At 34.6% G+C, this 16,808-nt stretch carries 16 protein-coding genes; 14 read left to right on the top strand and 2 right to left on the bottom strand.

From position 1 onward, the window contains the following. Nucleotides 1-213 precede the first annotated feature (213 nt). The 5 genes from thrA to ACPX19_RS03125 all read left to right on the top strand — a co-directional run bounded on the left by thrA (nucleotide 214) and on the right by ACPX19_RS03125 (nucleotide 6,675). Nucleotides 214-2,661 carry a bifunctional aspartate kinase/homoserine dehydrogenase I gene (thrA, locus tag ACPX19_RS03105; RefSeq protein ID WP_426431421.1) on the top strand — a complete coding sequence of 816 codons (2,448 nt, stop codon included), beginning with the start codon at nucleotides 214-216 and terminating at the stop codon, nucleotides 2,659-2,661. Nucleotides 2,662-2,667: 6 nt separating this feature from the next. Next, nucleotides 2,668-3,588, top strand: a complete 921-nt coding sequence (locus tag ACPX19_RS03110; protein ID WP_426431422.1) for a homoserine kinase — start codon at nucleotides 2,668-2,670, stop codon at nucleotides 3,586-3,588. Beyond that, a complete protein-coding gene (gene thrC, locus ACPX19_RS03115; RefSeq protein WP_426431424.1) occupies nucleotides 3,585-4,892 on the top strand; it encodes a threonine synthase in 1,308 nt (435 codons plus the stop codon). The genes ACPX19_RS03110 and thrC overlap by 4 nt, the downstream gene beginning before the upstream one ends. A 144-nt stretch (nucleotides 4,893-5,036) precedes the next feature. Further along, nucleotides 5,037-5,375: a P-II family nitrogen regulator gene (locus tag ACPX19_RS03120; RefSeq protein WP_243472994.1), complete on the top strand. Its 339-nt coding sequence runs from the start codon at nucleotides 5,037-5,039 to the stop codon at nucleotides 5,373-5,375. 4 nt (nucleotides 5,376-5,379) lie between these two features. Continuing rightward, the gene (locus ACPX19_RS03125; protein WP_426431426.1) at nucleotides 5,380-6,675 is read left to right on the top strand and encodes an ammonium transporter; all 1,296 of its coding nucleotides are present in this window, start codon (nucleotides 5,380-5,382) and stop codon (nucleotides 6,673-6,675) included. Nucleotides 6,676-6,769: 94 nt separating this feature from the next. Here the strand turns inward: ACPX19_RS03125 and ACPX19_RS03130 are convergent, their stop codons facing one another. Further along, entirely contained in the window at nucleotides 6,770-9,349 is a 2,580-nt protein-coding gene (locus ACPX19_RS03130) for a phosphoenolpyruvate carboxylase (protein ID WP_426431428.1), read from the bottom strand. 175 nt (nucleotides 9,350-9,524) lie between these two features. Here ACPX19_RS03130 and ACPX19_RS03135 point away from each other — a divergent pair, with 175 nt between their 5' ends. The 9 genes from ACPX19_RS03135 to ACPX19_RS03175 all read left to right on the top strand — a co-directional run bounded on the left by ACPX19_RS03135 (nucleotide 9,525) and on the right by ACPX19_RS03175 (nucleotide 16,046). Next, nucleotides 9,525-9,998: a nucleoside deaminase gene (locus ACPX19_RS03135; protein ID WP_426431430.1), complete on the top strand. Its 474-nt coding sequence runs from the start codon at nucleotides 9,525-9,527 to the stop codon at nucleotides 9,996-9,998. A 113-nt stretch (nucleotides 9,999-10,111) separates the two neighbouring features. Then, a complete protein-coding gene (locus tag ACPX19_RS03140; protein WP_331808504.1) occupies nucleotides 10,112-10,447 on the top strand; it encodes an arsenosugar biosynthesis-associated peroxidase-like protein in 336 nt (111 codons plus the stop codon). Nucleotides 10,448-10,513: 66 nt separating this feature from the next. Beyond that, nucleotides 10,514-11,569, top strand: coding sequence for an arsenosugar biosynthesis radical SAM (seleno)protein ArsS (arsS, locus tag ACPX19_RS03145; protein ID WP_426431431.1), 1,056 nt, complete (start codon nucleotides 10,514-10,516; stop codon nucleotides 11,567-11,569). A 38-nt stretch (nucleotides 11,570-11,607) separates the two neighbouring features. Beyond that, on the top strand, nucleotides 11,608-12,102 hold the full coding sequence (locus tag ACPX19_RS03150; RefSeq protein ID WP_426431432.1) for a rhodanese-like domain-containing protein: 495 nt from the start codon (nucleotides 11,608-11,610) through the stop codon (nucleotides 12,100-12,102). Continuing rightward, nucleotides 12,095-12,724, top strand: coding sequence for a TIGR04282 family arsenosugar biosynthesis glycosyltransferase (locus ACPX19_RS03155; RefSeq protein ID WP_426431434.1), 630 nt, complete (start codon nucleotides 12,095-12,097; stop codon nucleotides 12,722-12,724). The genes ACPX19_RS03150 and ACPX19_RS03155 overlap by 8 nt, the downstream gene beginning before the upstream one ends. Then, nucleotides 12,717-13,529 (top strand): purine-nucleoside phosphorylase, encoded by an 813-nt coding sequence (locus ACPX19_RS03160; protein WP_426431435.1) that lies wholly within the window; start codon nucleotides 12,717-12,719, stop codon nucleotides 13,527-13,529. The genes ACPX19_RS03155 and ACPX19_RS03160 overlap by 8 nt, the downstream gene beginning before the upstream one ends. A 76-nt stretch (nucleotides 13,530-13,605) precedes the next feature. Beyond that, on the top strand, nucleotides 13,606-14,574 hold the full coding sequence (gene arsM / locus ACPX19_RS03165) for an arsenosugar biosynthesis arsenite methyltransferase ArsM (protein WP_426431436.1): 969 nt from the start codon (nucleotides 13,606-13,608) through the stop codon (nucleotides 14,572-14,574). A gap of 47 nt (nucleotides 14,575-14,621) precedes the next feature. Then, on the top strand, nucleotides 14,622-15,320 hold the full coding sequence (locus tag ACPX19_RS03170; RefSeq protein WP_426431437.1) for a DUF547 domain-containing protein: 699 nt from the start codon (nucleotides 14,622-14,624) through the stop codon (nucleotides 15,318-15,320). Between the two features lie 33 nt (nucleotides 15,321-15,353). Then, the gene (locus tag ACPX19_RS03175) at nucleotides 15,354-16,046 is read left to right on the top strand and encodes a TIGR04283 family arsenosugar biosynthesis glycosyltransferase (protein WP_426431438.1); all 693 of its coding nucleotides are present in this window, start codon (nucleotides 15,354-15,356) and stop codon (nucleotides 16,044-16,046) included. Between the two features lie 4 nt (nucleotides 16,047-16,050). Here ACPX19_RS03175 and ACPX19_RS03180 read toward each other — a convergent pair whose 3' ends face one another. Then, nucleotides 16,051-16,779: a metallophosphoesterase family protein gene (locus ACPX19_RS03180; protein ID WP_426431439.1), complete on the bottom strand. Its 729-nt coding sequence runs from the start codon at nucleotides 16,777-16,779 to the stop codon at nucleotides 16,051-16,053. Nucleotides 16,780-16,808: the final 29 nt, after the last annotated feature.

Below are 16,808 nucleotides of genomic sequence, written 5' to 3' on the forward strand. Positions count from 1 at the left end.
CTTTCAATTAAAATAAGATAACATAGATTAAACACAAAAGTGGTACTGGAGGCACCACCATCAAAAACCCAATTCTTTTGAATTGGGTTTTTTGGTTTTTAAAAGATCTCGCCTTTAAAAACAGTTTTAACCTAAGATTACTCAAATAAATTTTCTTTTTGCAAGTATCATTTTACACATTTTTTAATATCATTGTTAAAAGAATCATTACCAGTGAGAGTACTTAAGTTTGGTGGCACTTCAGTTGCCAATGCAGAGAATATATCAAAAGTCCTTAATATCTTAGAAAAGGAATCTAATAAACACACAATTGCTGTTGTTGTTTCTGCTCTTGGTGGCACAACAGATATGCTTATTGAAACTGGTACCCTTGCCACAAATAGGGATGAAAAATACCTTAATGTCTACAAACAAATTGTAGATCGTCACAATGATGCAGTTGAAGAACTAATCAAGGGCAAAGCTAAAGAGGCAGTATTAAAGCGAATTAATGTAAAGCTTGAAGAATTAAAACAAATTCTTCAGGGCTTATACCTAATCAATGAATTTTCTAATAAAACCATTGATAAAATATTAAGCTTTGGAGAACTCTTATCCTCTTACATCATTTCTGAAGCAATACAGCAAACCCTAAAACGTTCATCCTTAAAAGATAGCAGAGAACTTATTATAACAGATTCAACATTTACAAATGCTGTTGTAAACACAAAAGAAACCTCAAATAACATTTCTTCTTTTTTCAAAAAAAACAAAGATAAAATTGTTGTACTCCCTGGTTTTGTTTCTAGAAATAAAGACGGAGAAACCACAACTCTCGGAAGAGGTGGCTCAGACTACACAGCAGCACTGATTGCTTCAGCAACTAAAGCAACTGTGTTAGAAATTTGGACAGATGTTAGCGGCATGTACACTGCTAACCCTAAACTAGTAAAACAAGCCTTTCCTATAAAAGAGATTTCGTATAAAGAAGCTATGGAATTATCGCATTTTGGTGCTAAAGTTTTATATCCACCAACTGTACAACCTGCGTTACAAAAAAACATTCCTATACACATAAAAAACACGTTTGCACCAAATGAAGAAGGCACTTTAATCACAAAAAAGAATACTGACAAAAAAGAACCCGTAAAAGGCATTAGTCACATTGAAAATATTGCATTACTTACCCTAGAGGGAAATGGTATGATTGGTGTTCCGGGCTTTTCTAAACGCCTGTTCTCAACGTTATCAAGAGGCAATATCAATGTCGTCTTAATAACTCAAGCCTCTTCCGAACATTCTATATGTGTTGGTGTTTATAGTACCGATTCTAAAAAAGCTAAGGAAATAGTTGATGAGGAGTTCATTTACGAAATTTCAAAGAAAAAAATTAAACCTTTATTAGTTGAGAATAACCTAGCTATTGTTGCTGTTGTTGGAGATAACATGAAAAACCATCAAGGTATTAGCGGCAGAATGTTCAGAGCTTTAGGTAACAACAATGTTAACGTCAGAGCCATTGCCCAAGGTGCTTCAGAACGAAATATATCTGCTGTGATTTCTCACAAAGACATCAAAAAAGCGCTTACCGCATTACACAATCGTTTCTTTGAAAAGCAAGTTAAAACTCTCAATCTATTTATTGTTGGTGTTGGAAATGTTGGTGGTATTTTATTGAACCAAATCAAAAAACAACAAGATTATCTTAACGAAAACCTTCTGCTTAATGTTAAAGTTGTTGGCATAAGCAATTCCAAAAAAATGATATTTAATGAAGAAGGCATAGGTTTAGATTGTTGGAAAGAACAATTACGAAAAGGTAAGAAACAATCTCACAAATCATTTTTTGAAACCATTAAAGAGCTTAACTTAAGTAATAGCATTTTTATTGATGTTACAGCAAATAAAGAGGTTGCCAAAACTTACAAAGACTATTTAAAAGAAAGTATTTCGGTAATAGCATGTAATAAAATTGCGTGCTCTTCAAAGTACTCAGACTATCGAGAGCTTAAGGATTTATCAAGAAAATATAATGCTTCATTTTTGTTTGAAACTAATGTCGGTGCAGGATTACCAGTGATAAACACCTTAAATAACCTAATAAATTCTGGTGACAGGATTACCTCAATTCAAGCTGTTTTATCTGGAAGTTTAAACTTTATTTTCAATAATTTTGATGACAACAGTAGTTTTCATGACATTGTAAAACAAGCTCAAGAAGAAGGCTACACTGAGCCTGATCCAAGAATAGATTTAAGTGGTGTTGATGTTGCCAGAAAGATTTTAATTCTCGCCAGAGAAGCGGGTTATAAACTCGATTTAAAAGACATTAAAAATCAATCGTTTTTACCTAAAGAAAGTTTAGAAGCAAATACCGTTGATGATTTTTATAAAACTTTAAAAGCTCAAGCTTCACACTTTAGTGAACTATACAAATCAGCACAAAAGAACGATTGCCAGTTAAAATATGTTGCCGAATTTAACAACGGTAAAGCAAGCGTTGGATTAAAAGAGATTGACAAAGAACATCCTTTTTACAATTTAAAAGGAAAAGATAACATCGTATTATTCTTTACAGAACGATACACAGAACAACCATTAATCATAAAGGGCGCTGGTGCTGGTGCAGAAGTTACAGCATCTGGTCTGTTTGGAGATATTATTACTTTAGGAAGAAATTAGTAAATCATGAATCAAATCAGAGTTTTTTCACCTGCAACTGTAGCCAATGTATCGTGCGGTTACGACGCTATGGGTTTTGCATTAGAAACTTTGGGTGACGGCATGATTTTTACCAAAACTGATTCAAAAGAAGTTGTCATTTCTAAAATAGAAGGAGCAAATCTCCCTTACGAGGCTCATAAAAATGTTGCTGGAGTTGTTGCTCTACTCATGCTTAAAGAAAGTAAAGCCAACTTCGGATTAGACATTCAAATTTTTAAGAACTTTAGGCCTGGTAGCGGATTAGGAAGTAGCGCAGCAAGCGCTTCAGGAACTGCCTTCGCAGTTAATCAGTTGTTAGGTAATAAATACTCAAATTTAGAACTTACTAAGTTTGCAATGCAAGGTGAAGTTGCCGCTTGTGGTTCTGCAATTGCAGACAATGTTGCTGCAGCAATTTATGGTGGATTTATTTTAGTTAGAAGCTATGAACCATTAGACATTGTCAGCATACCAACACCCATAAATTTGGTTGCTACAATCATTCACCCTCAAATTGAAATTAAAACTGAAGATGCACGCAAAGTTGTACCAGCAAAAATCAATTTAAAAACAGCTATTTCGCAATGGTCTAACGTTGGAGGACTCATTAGTGGTTTACACAGCAACGACTATGATTTAATTGGCCGTTCTTTGGTTGATTTGGTTGCAGAACCAAACCGAAAAAAATTAATTCCGCTTTTTGACGATGTTAAACAATCTGCAATTTCTGCAGGTGCTTTGGGAGCAGGTATTTCTGGTTCTGGGCCATCAATTTTTGCACTAAGTAAAAATCTTGAAATTGCTCAAAAAGTTGAAACGGCAATGGATGCCGTTTATAAAAATTCTGGTATTGATTACAGCACCTACGTATCTCACATAAGCAAAACAGGAACACGGATTTTATGAACTATTTTAGCTTAAACCATAACGCACCAGAAGTTAGATTTAAAGAAGCTGTCGTTAGAGGCTTAGCGCCCGATAAGGGCTTATATTTTCCAAAGACAATTCAACAATTACCGGATTCCTTTTTTCATAATATTGAAAACCTAAATCAGGTTGATATTGCTTATGAAGCTATTAAACAATTTGTTGGTGATGAAATTCCCGAAGAAGATTTAAAAACAATTCTAAAAGATGTTTTAAGTTTTGATTTCCCATTAGTTGAAATTGATAAAAACATTGCTTCACTTGAATTATACCATGGACCAACCCTAGCATTTAAAGATGTTGGCGCAAGATTTATGGCACGCTGTCTTGGGTATTTCAACAGTAAAGATAAAAACACAAACAAGGTTACGGTTTTAGTAGCCACTTCTGGAGATACAGGTGGTGCAGTTGCTAATGGATTTTTAGGTGTTAAAGGTGTAGACGTTGTCATTTTATATCCAAGCGGAAAAGTCAGTGATATTCAAGAAAAACAACTTACTACATTAGGTCAAAATATTACCGCATTAGAAGTTAACGGTGTTTTTGATGATTGCCAAGCCATGGTAAAAACTGCGTTTTTAGATGAAGGTTTAAAAACTTCCAGAACACTTACCTCAGCAAATTCCATAAATATTGCCAGATGGCTACCACAAATGTTCTACTATTTTTTTGCTTTTAAAGCTTTAAAAGACAAAAGCAAAAAACTTGTGTTTTCGGTTCCAAGTGGCAATTATGGTAATATTTGCGCTGGTATGATGGCTCAAAAACTTGGACTACCGATTCATCATTTTGTTACTGGAACCAATGCAAATAATGTCGTACCTGAATACTTAAAAACAGGCAACTACTTAACCAAAGCCTCGGTTGCCACAATAAGTAATGCCATGGATGTTGGAGCACCAAGTAATTTTATAAGGATTGAAGAGCTTCACCATCATGATTTTGAACTATTAAAACAAAATCTTTCAGGTTATGGCTTTACCGATTCTGAAACTATTGATGCTATTAATCATTTAAAAAAACAACACAATTATATAGCTGATCCTCATGGAGCAATTGGTTATTTAGCACTTAAAAACCACTTAAAACATAATTCTGATTCTTACGGCATTTTCCTTGAAACAGCGCATCCTATCAAGTTTTTTCCTGTAATGCCAAAACAAATAGCAGATCAAATGGAAATACCTCCTCAGATTAAATCTATTCTACACAAAGAAAAGAAGAGCATTAAAATTTCCAACTACGAAGAATTGAGGCATTTCTTATTAAAAAGTTTCAACTAAGTGAAACTCGCCAATAAATTGAAAACCCTTTAATTTTTAGGGTTAAAAATTAATTTTATCGTAATTATATTCAATGACCCCTAAAATTTTAAGGGTTATGTTTTTATTTATTATAAATTTGATGGAAAATCAAAATTTATTTTAATGAAAAAAGTTGAAGCCATTATTAGAAAATCTAAATTTTCTGCTGTTAAAAGCGCACTACATGATGTTGGTGTCAATTTCTTCTCGTATTGGGACGTTACAGGTCTTGGCAATGAAAAAGAAGGACATGTATATAGAGGTGTCTCATATAGTACCAGCGATATCCAAAGACGCTATTTGTCTATTGTTGTAAATGACGATTTTGAAGAAGTTACCATTAAAGCCATTTTAGAGTCTGCTGCTACTGGTGAAGTTGGCGATGGTAAAATTTTTGTATCGGATATTAAGGAATGTTACAGAATTAGAACAGGAGAAAAGGGAGGTCAAACTTTAAATTAAAACAATGGAACTATTTACTGCCAACAACATTTGGATGATGATATGTACCGCTCTAGTATTTTTTATGCATTTAGGGTTTGCATTTTTAGAGATAGGCTTAACACGTCAAAAGAACACGATAAATATTTTATTCAAAAACATTTTCATCATTACAATAGGTCTACTGTTGTACTACCTTGTAGGCTTCAACCTTATGTATCCTGGAGAATTCAATGGCTTTATTGGGTTTTCAGGATTTGGATTAGAAGCTCCAATTACCGATTCTGGCACTTTAGACTTAACCTACAACGAAGGCTATACTTATTGGACAGACTTTTTGTTTCAAGGCATGTTTGCCGCTACCGCTGCAACCATTGTTTCTGGCGCTGTAGCTGAGCGCATAAAAATTGGACCTTTTATGATTTTTACAATTCTATATGTAGGGTTGGTTTATCCAATAGCTGGATCATGGAAATGGGGAGAAGGTTTTTTAGACAAACTTGGATTTTATGATTTTGCTGGCTCAACATTAGTACATTCCGTAGGTGGTTGGGCTGCCCTTGTAGCAGTTTGTCTTTTAGGTTCAAGAATAGGAAAATTCAAAGATGGAAAAATTCAAGCAATACCAGGCCACAACATACCTATAGCAACAGCAGGCGTATTAATTCTCTGGCTTGGCTGGTTTGGATTTAATGGCGGCTCTGTGTTATCCGCTGACCCAGAATTAACATCACTTACGTTAGTTACAACTTGTCTTGCTGCAGCTTCAGGCGGTGTGTTTTCTGCAATTACATCAACTCTAAGATTTAAAAATCTAGATCTAACCATGTTTCTGAATGGTATCTTGGGAGGACTTGTAGGCATTACTGCAGGAGCCGATGTTATGAGCCCAACAGATGCCATCTTCATCGGTGCAATTTCTGGAATTATTATTGTATTTGCAGTAAGTTTTATTGACAAACTAAAACTAGACGACCCTGTCGGTGCTATCGCTGTACATCTTGTTTGTGGAATTTGGGGAACTCTAGCCGTAGGAATTCTTGGATTTAAACCAATGACAAATGATGCTGGTGAATTTTTAAATGCCAATGGCAGCGTTGTAACTTCAGCTTTAGATGCAGCTAATTCATTATCATTTTTACCTCAACTCTATGGGGTTTTAGCTTATGCTGCTATCTGTGTTATTTCTTCATTTTTAATCATTTTTACTTTGAAGAAAACTGTTGGGATAAGAGTTTCAGAGCTTGAAGAACTTGAAGGTTTAGATGCCTATGAACATGGCATGGATGCCTACCCTGATTTTAGATTAAACGAACACTAAATATACCTTTACTTGTTTTTAATTTAAATTGTGAAAAAATTGCCCTCCAAGAACATCTTGGAGGGCAATTTGATTTTATTTTTTATTGAAAAGGCTATGCCGAATTTCGGCTAGCATTAATATTCCCGAATAACGATCGGGTTACCATTTTTTCAAAGACTGCAATCTTAGCTTCATCCTTTGGGTTTGCTTTGTTCAATTCCTGCATTTTCTTTAATGCAAATTGTTGAATAGTTAATAATGGCAATACTATTGACTCCCTTACTGCTATAGATGCCTTGGCTACTGGTTCATTTTCCATGAGTTCGCTAAACCCTGTGAGCTTTAAAATAAGGCGTTTTGTAGTTTCATACTCTTTGTAAATCAATTTCCAAAAATCACCATATTCCTCATCTTCTGCCATGTAACGCGTTAAATCAAAAAAGGATTTAGACAAAGACATCATGCTATTAGCAATAAGTGTTCTAAAAAATCTAGATTCTTTATATAAATGTTGAACTTTTTCAAATTCACCTTTATCTTCATAAAATTTTAAGGCTGTACCTACACCATAAAAACCTGGTACATTTTGTTTTAATTGGCTCCAAGAACCTACAAAAGGGATAGCTCTGAGATCCTTAAAATCCAAGCCCTCAGATTTACCTCGTTTTGAGGGGCGACTACCAATATTGGTCTTGGCATAATACTTTAAAGTACTCATATGCTCCAAATAAGGCAAAAATTTTGGATGCTCTTTAAAATCCACATAAGCCTGATAACTTAGCTCAGCCAAGTGATCCATCACCGCTTTATCTTCGACTTTCATCTCTAAATTCTTATCATTAAGACGATTCATAATACCAGAACTTATAAGTTGCTCCATATTGTATTGCGAAGACTCTAAAGTACCGAAATTAGAGCTAATGGTCTGCCCTTGAATGGTCAACTGAATTTCCTTATCCTCTATAGTTGGTCCTAAAGATGCATAAAACTGATGTGTTTTTCCACCACCACGAGCTGGAGGCCCACCGCGACCATCAAAGAATATGACATCGATGCCGTATTGGCGCGATAAGGCTGTTAGAGCTTCTTTTGCTTTAAATATAGCCCAGTTGGCCATTAAGTAACCACCATCTTTAGTACCATCGCTAAAACCAAGCATTATAGTTTGCCTGTTATTCCTATTTTCTAAATGCAATCTATAATGTGGGTTTGTGTAGAGCTCTTCCATAACTTTTGGCGCAGCAACTAAATCCGATACTGTTTCAAATAGCGGTACGACATCTGCTGTTAACTCATCATCAAAAGCCACAATCTTTAACATGGCAAATAACTGCAACACATTCATAGTGGTTTGGTTGTTACTAATAATGTAGCGGTTACATGCTACTTCTCCATTGGTTTCCTGTATAGACTTCATTGCTCTTATCGTTTCAACTATGTCTCGAGATAATTCTTCTTTAAACTCAAGGTTGCCAATGTTACCGCTAATTGCCGCCAAATGTGATTTTTGTTCATTTTCTGAAAGTTCAAAGAAATTATTAGGAAACAAATCACTTCCTCTAGAGATTAACTCACCTACAAGCGATCTAAACATTTTATCGTGCACACGACTGTCTTGTCTTATATCTAAACTAGCAAAATGATACCCAAACAAATTTGTCTTATTTATCATTGAAGTCACCTTATCTAAATATAAAGATTGATGATTTTCAATCAATCGGGTTCTTATCTCGTGTAATTCCGATTTTAATTCCTCTAAGGTGATTTGATTATCTTTTAGCAATAAAGTATTGTACAACCTGTGGTTTACATCTATTATACGCTCTCTAATGCCTCTGAATGTCAATCGTCTTCTTAAATACTTTACATCCTTGATGTAATTCTTAATAATAGACTCTTTTAATTTTTTAGCAACATCAATCGTAATCTGTGGAGTTACAAACGGATTTCCATCCCTATCCCCTCCAGGCCAAAAACCAATATTTACCAATGAGTTATTAATCTCTTTGTAGTCAAAAATATTTTGCTGTACATAATCGTAGATACTTCCGAAAGAATGATAAAATACATTTTTTAAATACCATATTAGGTTTACTGCCTCATCGTAAGGAGTTGGCTTGTGATCTTTAAAGAATGGCGTTTTCCCCAATTGCCCTAAGAGATCACTTATTTCTGTTAGATTATCAGTTTTAATGGCTTCAGCTAAATCTGTAATAATGCCTAGTACTGCTCCTGGGTAAAACTGTGTAGGATGAGCGGTTAAAACAATTCGCACATTGAAAGTTTCAAGATAGCGTTTTAGTAATTCTTTTTTGTGCTGTGCTGTTGCATTTTCCTTTAAACTTCTTAATGATCCAACACCTTCCATATTATTAACAATAGGAAAAGCCGCATCCTCAACCGCATCAAATAAAACAACTTGCCGCTCTATGTATTGTATAAAACGAAACAATAAATCTATCTGACCCTTTTCATTCAACTGACTTTGATATTTATTGAAAAAAGTGTTTACAATAGTTGTGGGGTCATTTTTTTCTTCAAAACCTAATTTGCATGTTTCATAAAATAATGGCAATAACGCAACGGTCTTTGATAGTGTATCAAAAGGAAGCGTCATAAAAATACTGTTATAAATTTGATATTTTGAAAGCACATTTTGATTGAAACGTGCTAATTTTGGCTCAGTATGCATAGAAACAATTTAAATTTAAAGTATGTTGTAATTGCTAGTTTTTTGAATCTTAAAGATATTGTTTTTAAACCTAAACCTAAAGGGATTAACAATATTTAGCTATTAAATTATCCTTGTTCAAAATATGCATTACTTACTTTTACACTTTAAATTAAATTTTTGAGCTTTTTGAACTATGAGTGAAAAAGAAAAATATATGCTAGAAGCTGTAAATGTTGCTTTAAAAGGAATGCACAGTAATGAAGGCGGTCCCTTTGGCTGTGTAATTGTAAAAGATGGGGAAATAGTTGGGAGAGGCAATAACAAGGTCACCTCTACTAACGACCCAACTGCACATGCAGAAGTAACAGCCATAAGAGATGCTTGTAAAAACTTAGGGTCATTTCAATTAGAAGGTTGTGAAATTTATACGTCTTGCGAACCTTGCCCTATGTGTCTAGGAGCCATTTATTGGGCTAGACCAGATAAGGTTTATTATGGAAGTAACCAAGCAGATGCAGCAAACATAGGATTTGATGATGCGTTTATTTACAAAGAAATTCCACTACCATACAATGAAAGAAGTATTCCTTTTGAACAATTAGCCCCAGAGATTGCTATTCAACCCTTTAAAGAATGGGAGGAAAAAGAAGACAAAATAGAGTATTGATTAACAATAAACACAAAAGTTTGTCTTTTTTCTGCGCTTTCTGTAATCTTTAAGAATTAACCTCGACAAAAAGTACTATATTGATTTTTCGTACAAATTTAAATTGAAAAAACATGTCTAAAACCTATTATGATCCAGCCGATTTGAGAAAATTTGGAAAAATTTCTGATTGGAACGAAGAACTTGGCAGCAAATTTTTTGAGTATTACAATTCTGTTTTTAAGGAAGGTGCACTCTCCGAAAGAGAAAAATCACTAATTGCACTTGCAGTAGCACACACTATTCAGTGTCCATATTGTATTGACGCTTATACAGGAGACGGCCTACAGAGAGGGATTACCAAGGAAGAAATGATGGAAGCCCTCCATGTTGCTGGTGCTATTCGTGGTGGTGCATCTTTAGTTCATGGTGTTCAAATGATGAACAAAGTAAATAAACTCGATGGATAAAATACCTCAAATACAAAACTCACCTAACATTATTCTCCTAGATATAGTAACAAGACAAACCGATTAATGATTACCAAATCTTTACATAAACGCGATAGCGCATTAGCCCAAAGTAAAAAACAGTTAGAAATATTATCTAACGGTATTTTTCAGAATGGAGAACTTCCAAAGTTTAAGGATAAAATTGCTGAAACCAATCAATTTCCTTTAAAAGCCAAAAAGCTTGAAATTCTCCAAATAAATGTAGGCTATATGTGTAATCAAGTCTGTGAGCATTGCCACGTAGATGCAGGTCCTGATCGCAAAGAAATAATGACTAAAGAAACCATGCTACAATGTTTGGAAGTTATTAAAACAACTGGAGCACATACCCTAGATTTAACTGGCGGCGCACCAGAAATGAACCCAAACTTTAGATGGTTTGTAGAAGAAGCAGCTAAAGCAGGTATAAAGGATTTTATAGTGCGCTCTAACCTCACTATTATTCTTGCAAATAAAAAATATCATGATTTGCCAGAATTCTTTAAAAAGCACAATATACATGTCGTAAGTTCAATGCCGCATTGGACACGTGGCAAAACAGACAAACAAAGAGGTGACGGTGTTTTTGATAAGTCTATAAAAGCTTTACAAGAACTTAACGCTGTTGGTTACGGTATGCCAGACAGTAACTTAAGACTAGATTTGGTTTATAATCCATCAGGCGCTTTTTTGCCAAGCAACCAAGCTTCTATAGAAAAGGATTTTAAAAAGGCCTTGCTAGAAGATTTTGGAATTCAATTTCACAATCTATTTGCCATTACCAACCTACCCATTAGCAGATTTTTGGATTATCTAATTGCTTCAGAAAACTATGAAGATTACATGTATCAGTTAGTGGAAGCGTATAACCCAGCGGCTGTTGCCAATGTAATGTGTACCAATACACTTTCGGTGAGTTGGGATGGTTATTTGTATGATTGCGATTTCAACCAGATGTTAGAACTTCCTGTAAATAGCAAAGTGAAACATATATCAGTATACAATGAAGATTTATTAGAAGGAAGAAACATTGTAATCTCGCAACATTGCTATGGTTGCACTGCTGGAGCAGGGAGTAGTTGCCAAGGCACTGTGGCGTAAAAAGCCCCTTTAATTCCCCAGTGGGGAAAACTTAAAATATGAAGACAAAAATCTTATACATATTCTTATCGTTCTCGCTGCTTGGTTTTTCTCAAAAAACCATTTCAGAATTATTAAAAAAATACAATAACGAAAGTGTACCATATATTTCTGTTCAAGAGCTAGCAATGCCAAAAACTGATGCCTTTCTTTTAGATGCAAGGGAACTTAGAGAATATGAAGTTAGCCATCTAAAAGACGCAATACATGTTGGTTATAGCGCATTTAATTTAGAAAGCACTATTAAAAAACTCAATGATAAAAATCAAATGATCGTAGTGTATTGCTCGTTAGGAATCAGATCCGAAGACATTGCAGAACAACTAAAAAAAGAAGGCTATACCAATGTTTTCAATCTATTTGGCGGTATTTTTGAATGGAAAAATAACAACTTTAAAGTTTACAATCTCAATGATGAAACCACTGAAAATGTACATGTATTTTCAAAAGAATGGAGTCAATGGCTCATAAAAGGAAATAAAACATATGACTAAAGATCTTGTTATAGTATTTGTAAAAAACACAACATTAGGATCTGTAAAAACCAGATTAGCCAAAACCATTGGTGATTTTGGTGCTCTAGAGGTCTACAAAGAACTTTTAAAAATCACAAAAAATACTGTTGCCAAATTAAATTCTGATGTTCGTATTTATTTTTCTAATCATATAGATACTGATGCTTGGAAAAATTATCCTAAAAACATTCAACAAGGTGCTGATCTGGGTGAACGCATGTACAACGCCTTTAAAGACGGCTTTGAGGATAGTTACAAACAAATTGTACTGATTGGCTCTGACCTTCCAGATATAAGCACATCTCATATTGAAAACGGCTTAAAAGCTTTAGAGAAAGATGATGTTGTTTTTGGGCCGGCAGAAGATGGCGGCTATTATCTTATTGGATTAAAATGTTTGATCCCTGAAATATTCAAAAACAAACCTTGGAGTCAATCACATTTGCTTAAAAAAACGTTACAAGAGTTACATCATCTTAATGTTTCCGTGAGTACTTTAGAAACTTTAAATGATATTGATACTTATGAAGATTTAATCGCTTCAGATTTTTATATAAGTAATCAAAAATTACAAGAAAAAATACAACAGCTTAATGATTAAACAAATAACAGAAAGCACAGAATACCTTCAAGCAAAAGGTTTTGACAGTCCAGAAGTTGGAATAATCTTAGGAACAGGACTAGGCCAATTAATCAACGAAATTGATATTATAGCCCAAGCTAGCTATAACCACATTCCGAATTTTCCCACAGCAACAGTAGAGTTTCATAAAGGTAAATTAATTTATGGCTATCTCGAAGGTAAAAAAATTGTTGTAATGCAAGGACGCTTTCACGTTTACGAAGGTTACACGCTTCAAGATGTGACATTTCCTGTGAGAATTATGGAAAAACTGGGCATTAAAACACTTTTAGTATCTAATGCAGCTGGTGCCATAAATTTAGCTTTTAAGAAAGGTGAATTAATGGTAATTGACGATCATATTAATCTACAAGGGAGTTCTCCATTGGCATTTAAAGGTGTCTCCGAACTAGGTGAACGTTTTACTGACATGAGCGCACCTTATGATGCTGATATTATTTCTAAGTTTGAAAGTATCGCCAAAAAACACAACATTACATTACACAAAGGAGTCTACGCATCAGTGGTTGGACCTCAGCTTGAAACACGTGCTGAATACCGAATGCTTAAAATTATTGGCGCTGATGCTGTTGGTATGAGCACCGTACCAGAAATTATTGTGGCCAATCATTTAAACATAAAAGCCGCTGCAGTGTCCGTTTTGACAGATGAGTGCGACCCAGATAATTTAAAACCTGTAGATATTGCAGAAATCATTGCTATGGCGAATAAAGCTGAGCCAGATATGATTACTCTTTTTAAAGAATTAATTAAAACTATTTAGTCAATAGTATGAAGTGCAAAGTATTTGCACAGAATACCACTTCATACTTTTCACTTTCTACTTATTACTTATAAATATGAGCTACTTAGAGACTACAAAAAACGTTTATAAAGAAGCAGCGCTAACACCAGATGTTGGGTTATGCTGTACCACAAACCCTATTTGGGAACTACCAGGTTTAAAAATCCCAAAAATCATGCAAGAAATGAACTATGGCTGTGGTTCTACCGTACATGCTCGCGACTTAACAAATAACCCAAAAATGCTTTATGTTGGTGTTGGTGGTGGCATGGAGTTACTTCAATTTGCCTATTTCAATAGACAAAAAGGTGGAGTCGTTGGCGTAGATGTTGTAGACGAAATGTTAGAAGCCTCTCGTAAAAATTTTAAAGAGGCTGAAAAACTCAACCCTTGGTTTAAAAGTGAATTCGTTGACCTTAAAAAAGGTGACGCACTGCATCTTCCAGTAGAGGATGGTAGTATAGATGTGGCAGCACAAAACTGCTTGTTCAACATTTTTAAAACTGAAGAATTAAAAAAAGCCATTGCAGAGATGTATCGTGTTTTAAGACCCCATGGTCGTTTGGTAATGAGCGATCCGACTTGCGAACAACCCATAAATGACGACTTACGAAATGACGAAAGGCTACGAGCACTTTGTCTGAGCGGCAGTCTACCAATTGCAGATTACGTAAAAATGTTAACCGATGCTGGATTTGGAACCATAGAAATAAGAGCACGTAAGCCTTATAGAATCTTAGACCCTAAGCATTATCCTACGGATGAATTAATTTATATTGAATCTATTGAGGTGGCTGCCATAAAAGATCCTATGCCAGCAGATGGACCATGTGTTTTCACAGGAAAAGCAGCAATCTATTTTGGTACAGACGATTATTTTGATGACAAAGCAGGTCACGTATTATTAAAAAATCAACCGTTGGCAATTTGCGACAAAACAGCTGGTGCTTTAGCGAGTTTGCGAAGAGATGATATCTTCATTAGCCAATCTACCTTTCATTATGATGGTGGAGGATGTTGTTAACAGATCTTCATAATTATAAGTATTATCAAAAAACCATAAAAGCCTGTTTGAAAACCCTCATTTACATAGTATGTTTTGGATGGACATTTTTTGTTCTAGCCCAAAATTCTGACCACCAATTATGGACAGAGTTGCTAAACAGTCATGTTTCAAAATCAGGAGATGTAGATTATGAGGCCTTTAAAAAAGATAGCATTAAGCTTAATAATTACATTTCTTATTTAAGTGTTAACAGTCCTTCAGAAAGCAGCTCTAAAGAAGAACAATTAGCTTTTTGGATAAATACATACAATGCACTTACAATAGACTTAATTATTAGAAACTACCCAATAGAAAGTATAAAAGAACTTAAAGATCCTTGGAACCAACGTTTGTGGAAGTTTGGTGATACATGGTTGAACCTTAATGATATTGAACACAATATTCTACGCAAAATGAACGAACCACGTATTCATTTTGCTATTGTTTGCGCATCAGAATCTTGTCCTAAACTTCAAAATACCGCATTTAGAGCTAAGAATATAGACGAGCAATTGACTAAAGCGACTAAAGAATTTCTTGCTGATACAACAAAAAACATAATCACAGAAAACGAACTTAAGCTCTCTAAAATATTTAAGTGGTTTAAGAAAGATTTTGAGCAAGATGGAAGCCTTATTGAATTTTTAAATCATTACACTGATATCACTATTTCAGACAAGGCAAAAAAGAGTTATAAAGATTATAGCTGGGATTTGAACAATTAAAATCTTAAGCCTAAATATTCCGTTAGTTGAAGTATGATTAGTATTATAATACCTGTACTAAATGAAGCCAATAACATTGGCAGACTATTGCTACATCTTATTGAGAATTCTTCATCTGAAAATATCTCAGAAATTATTGTGGTTGATGGTGGTAGTAGCGATAATTCAGTTGAAATTGTAAAGAATTTCACTCAAACAGATATTAACCTTATATCTTCTGCTAAAGGACGTGCCAAACAAATGAATACTGGTGCTAAAGCTTCAATAGGAGATATTCTCTATTTTCTACATGCTGATACATTTCCGCCAAAAAACTTTGATGAATTCATTATAGATAAAATAAAAAATGGCAATCAAGCTGGTTGTTTTAGAATGCAGTTTGATAGTTCTCATTGGTGGTTGCAACTTGCAGGCTGGTTCACACAATTTAACTTTAAAGCCTGTCGTGGTGGTGACCAAAGTTTGTTTATTTCCAAGTCATTATTCAACAAAATAGGTGGTTATGATGAGAATTACATGATTTACGAAGACAATATCTTAATTGGTGAATTGTACAAACGTAATCATTTTACTGTCATCAATAAGAAGATCACATCCTCAGCGAGACTTTATAAAAAAGTTGGTATCTGGAAATTACAGTTTCATTTTTGGATCATACATATCAAAAATTGGTTAGGAGCTTCAGCGGATGAGATGTTGGCATATTATAAAAAAAACATAGCTTAGTCATTTATTTATTGCGCCCCATTTCAGTAGGATATAGATGCATCAAGGTATCACTTTGAAAAACTTCTTTTGTATCTATATCTATCACCGACAACATTCCTGTAAATGCAGCACCTGTATCTATGTTCCAAACATTAACCGCTTGCATAGGCTGGTACTTATGGTATCTTGTTGTTGGTGTATGACCAATATATATTTCTTTATAATGTTTAAGTCGGTTGGGAAACAATTCCGAAGCCTTTTGAATCCGCTTATCCATGGTTAATGCCATTTCCCAAAGTGTTCGGTCGTAATAAAACGCTTCTTGATGAATCTCTTTACGCACACCATGCATGGATGTAAACCCAGCATGCACAAACAAACGGTTTTCGTCGTCAATATGATACAACGGCATGGCTTCAAAAAAGTTAAGGTGTGATTCTTTCTCTAATTTTGAGAAGCCATCGTAGCTTTCTATGGTTTCTTTTCCTCCGTGAATATACCAAACATCATTAACACTACCATCTGCCAACCACTGTTCGCACCATTTATCATGATTCCCTTTTATAAAAACACAAGTAGTTGTTTTTGAAAGTTGCATCAGATAATCAATAACTTGGGCAGATTCGCTCCAACCATCTACATAATCGCCCAAAAATATAAGCTGATCGTTAGTTCTAACTTCTGCTCTTTTCAAAACTTGTTTTAAAGCTTTAAGCCCTCCATGAATATCTCCAATAGCAAGTGTTAGCATAAACCTTTCTTTTACACAAAACTAATGCT

The organism is Winogradskyella sp. HB-48 (genome assembly GCF_049942685.1).
Classification (GTDB): Bacteria; Bacteroidota; Bacteroidia; order Flavobacteriales; family Flavobacteriaceae; genus Winogradskyella.

Excerpts from the sequence above, each read along its gene's own strand:
- ACPX19_RS03110 (WP_426431422.1), top strand. The coding sequence starts at position 2,668 with ATGAATCAAATCAGAGTTTTTTCACCTGCAACTGTAGCCAATGTATCG.
- thrC (WP_426431424.1), top strand. The coding sequence starts at position 3,585 with ATGAACTATTTTAGCTTAAACCATAACGCACCAGAAGTTAGATTTAAA.
- ACPX19_RS03120 (WP_243472994.1), top strand. The coding sequence starts at position 5,037 with ATGAAAAAAGTTGAAGCCATTATTAGAAAATCTAAATTTTCTGCTGTT.
- ACPX19_RS03125 (WP_426431426.1), top strand. The coding sequence starts at position 5,380 with ATGGAACTATTTACTGCCAACAACATTTGGATGATGATATGTACCGCT.
- ACPX19_RS03130 (WP_426431428.1), bottom strand. The coding sequence starts at position 9,349 with ATGCATACTGAGCCAAAATTAGCACGTTTCAATCAAAATGTGCTTTCA.
- ACPX19_RS03135 (WP_426431430.1), top strand. The coding sequence starts at position 9,525 with ATGAGTGAAAAAGAAAAATATATGCTAGAAGCTGTAAATGTTGCTTTA.
- ACPX19_RS03140 (WP_331808504.1), top strand. The coding sequence starts at position 10,112 with ATGTCTAAAACCTATTATGATCCAGCCGATTTGAGAAAATTTGGAAAA.
- arsS (WP_426431431.1), top strand. The coding sequence starts at position 10,514 with ATGATTACCAAATCTTTACATAAACGCGATAGCGCATTAGCCCAAAGT.
- ACPX19_RS03150 (WP_426431432.1), top strand. The coding sequence starts at position 11,608 with ATGAAGACAAAAATCTTATACATATTCTTATCGTTCTCGCTGCTTGGT.
- ACPX19_RS03155 (WP_426431434.1), top strand. The coding sequence starts at position 12,095 with ATGACTAAAGATCTTGTTATAGTATTTGTAAAAAACACAACATTAGGA.
- ACPX19_RS03160 (WP_426431435.1), top strand. The coding sequence starts at position 12,717 with ATGATTAAACAAATAACAGAAAGCACAGAATACCTTCAAGCAAAAGGT.
- arsM (WP_426431436.1), top strand. The coding sequence starts at position 13,606 with ATGAGCTACTTAGAGACTACAAAAAACGTTTATAAAGAAGCAGCGCTA.
- ACPX19_RS03175 (WP_426431438.1), top strand. The coding sequence starts at position 15,354 with ATGATTAGTATTATAATACCTGTACTAAATGAAGCCAATAACATTGGC.
- ACPX19_RS03180 (WP_426431439.1), bottom strand. The coding sequence starts at position 16,779 with ATGCTAACACTTGCTATTGGAGATATTCATGGAGGGCTTAAAGCTTTA.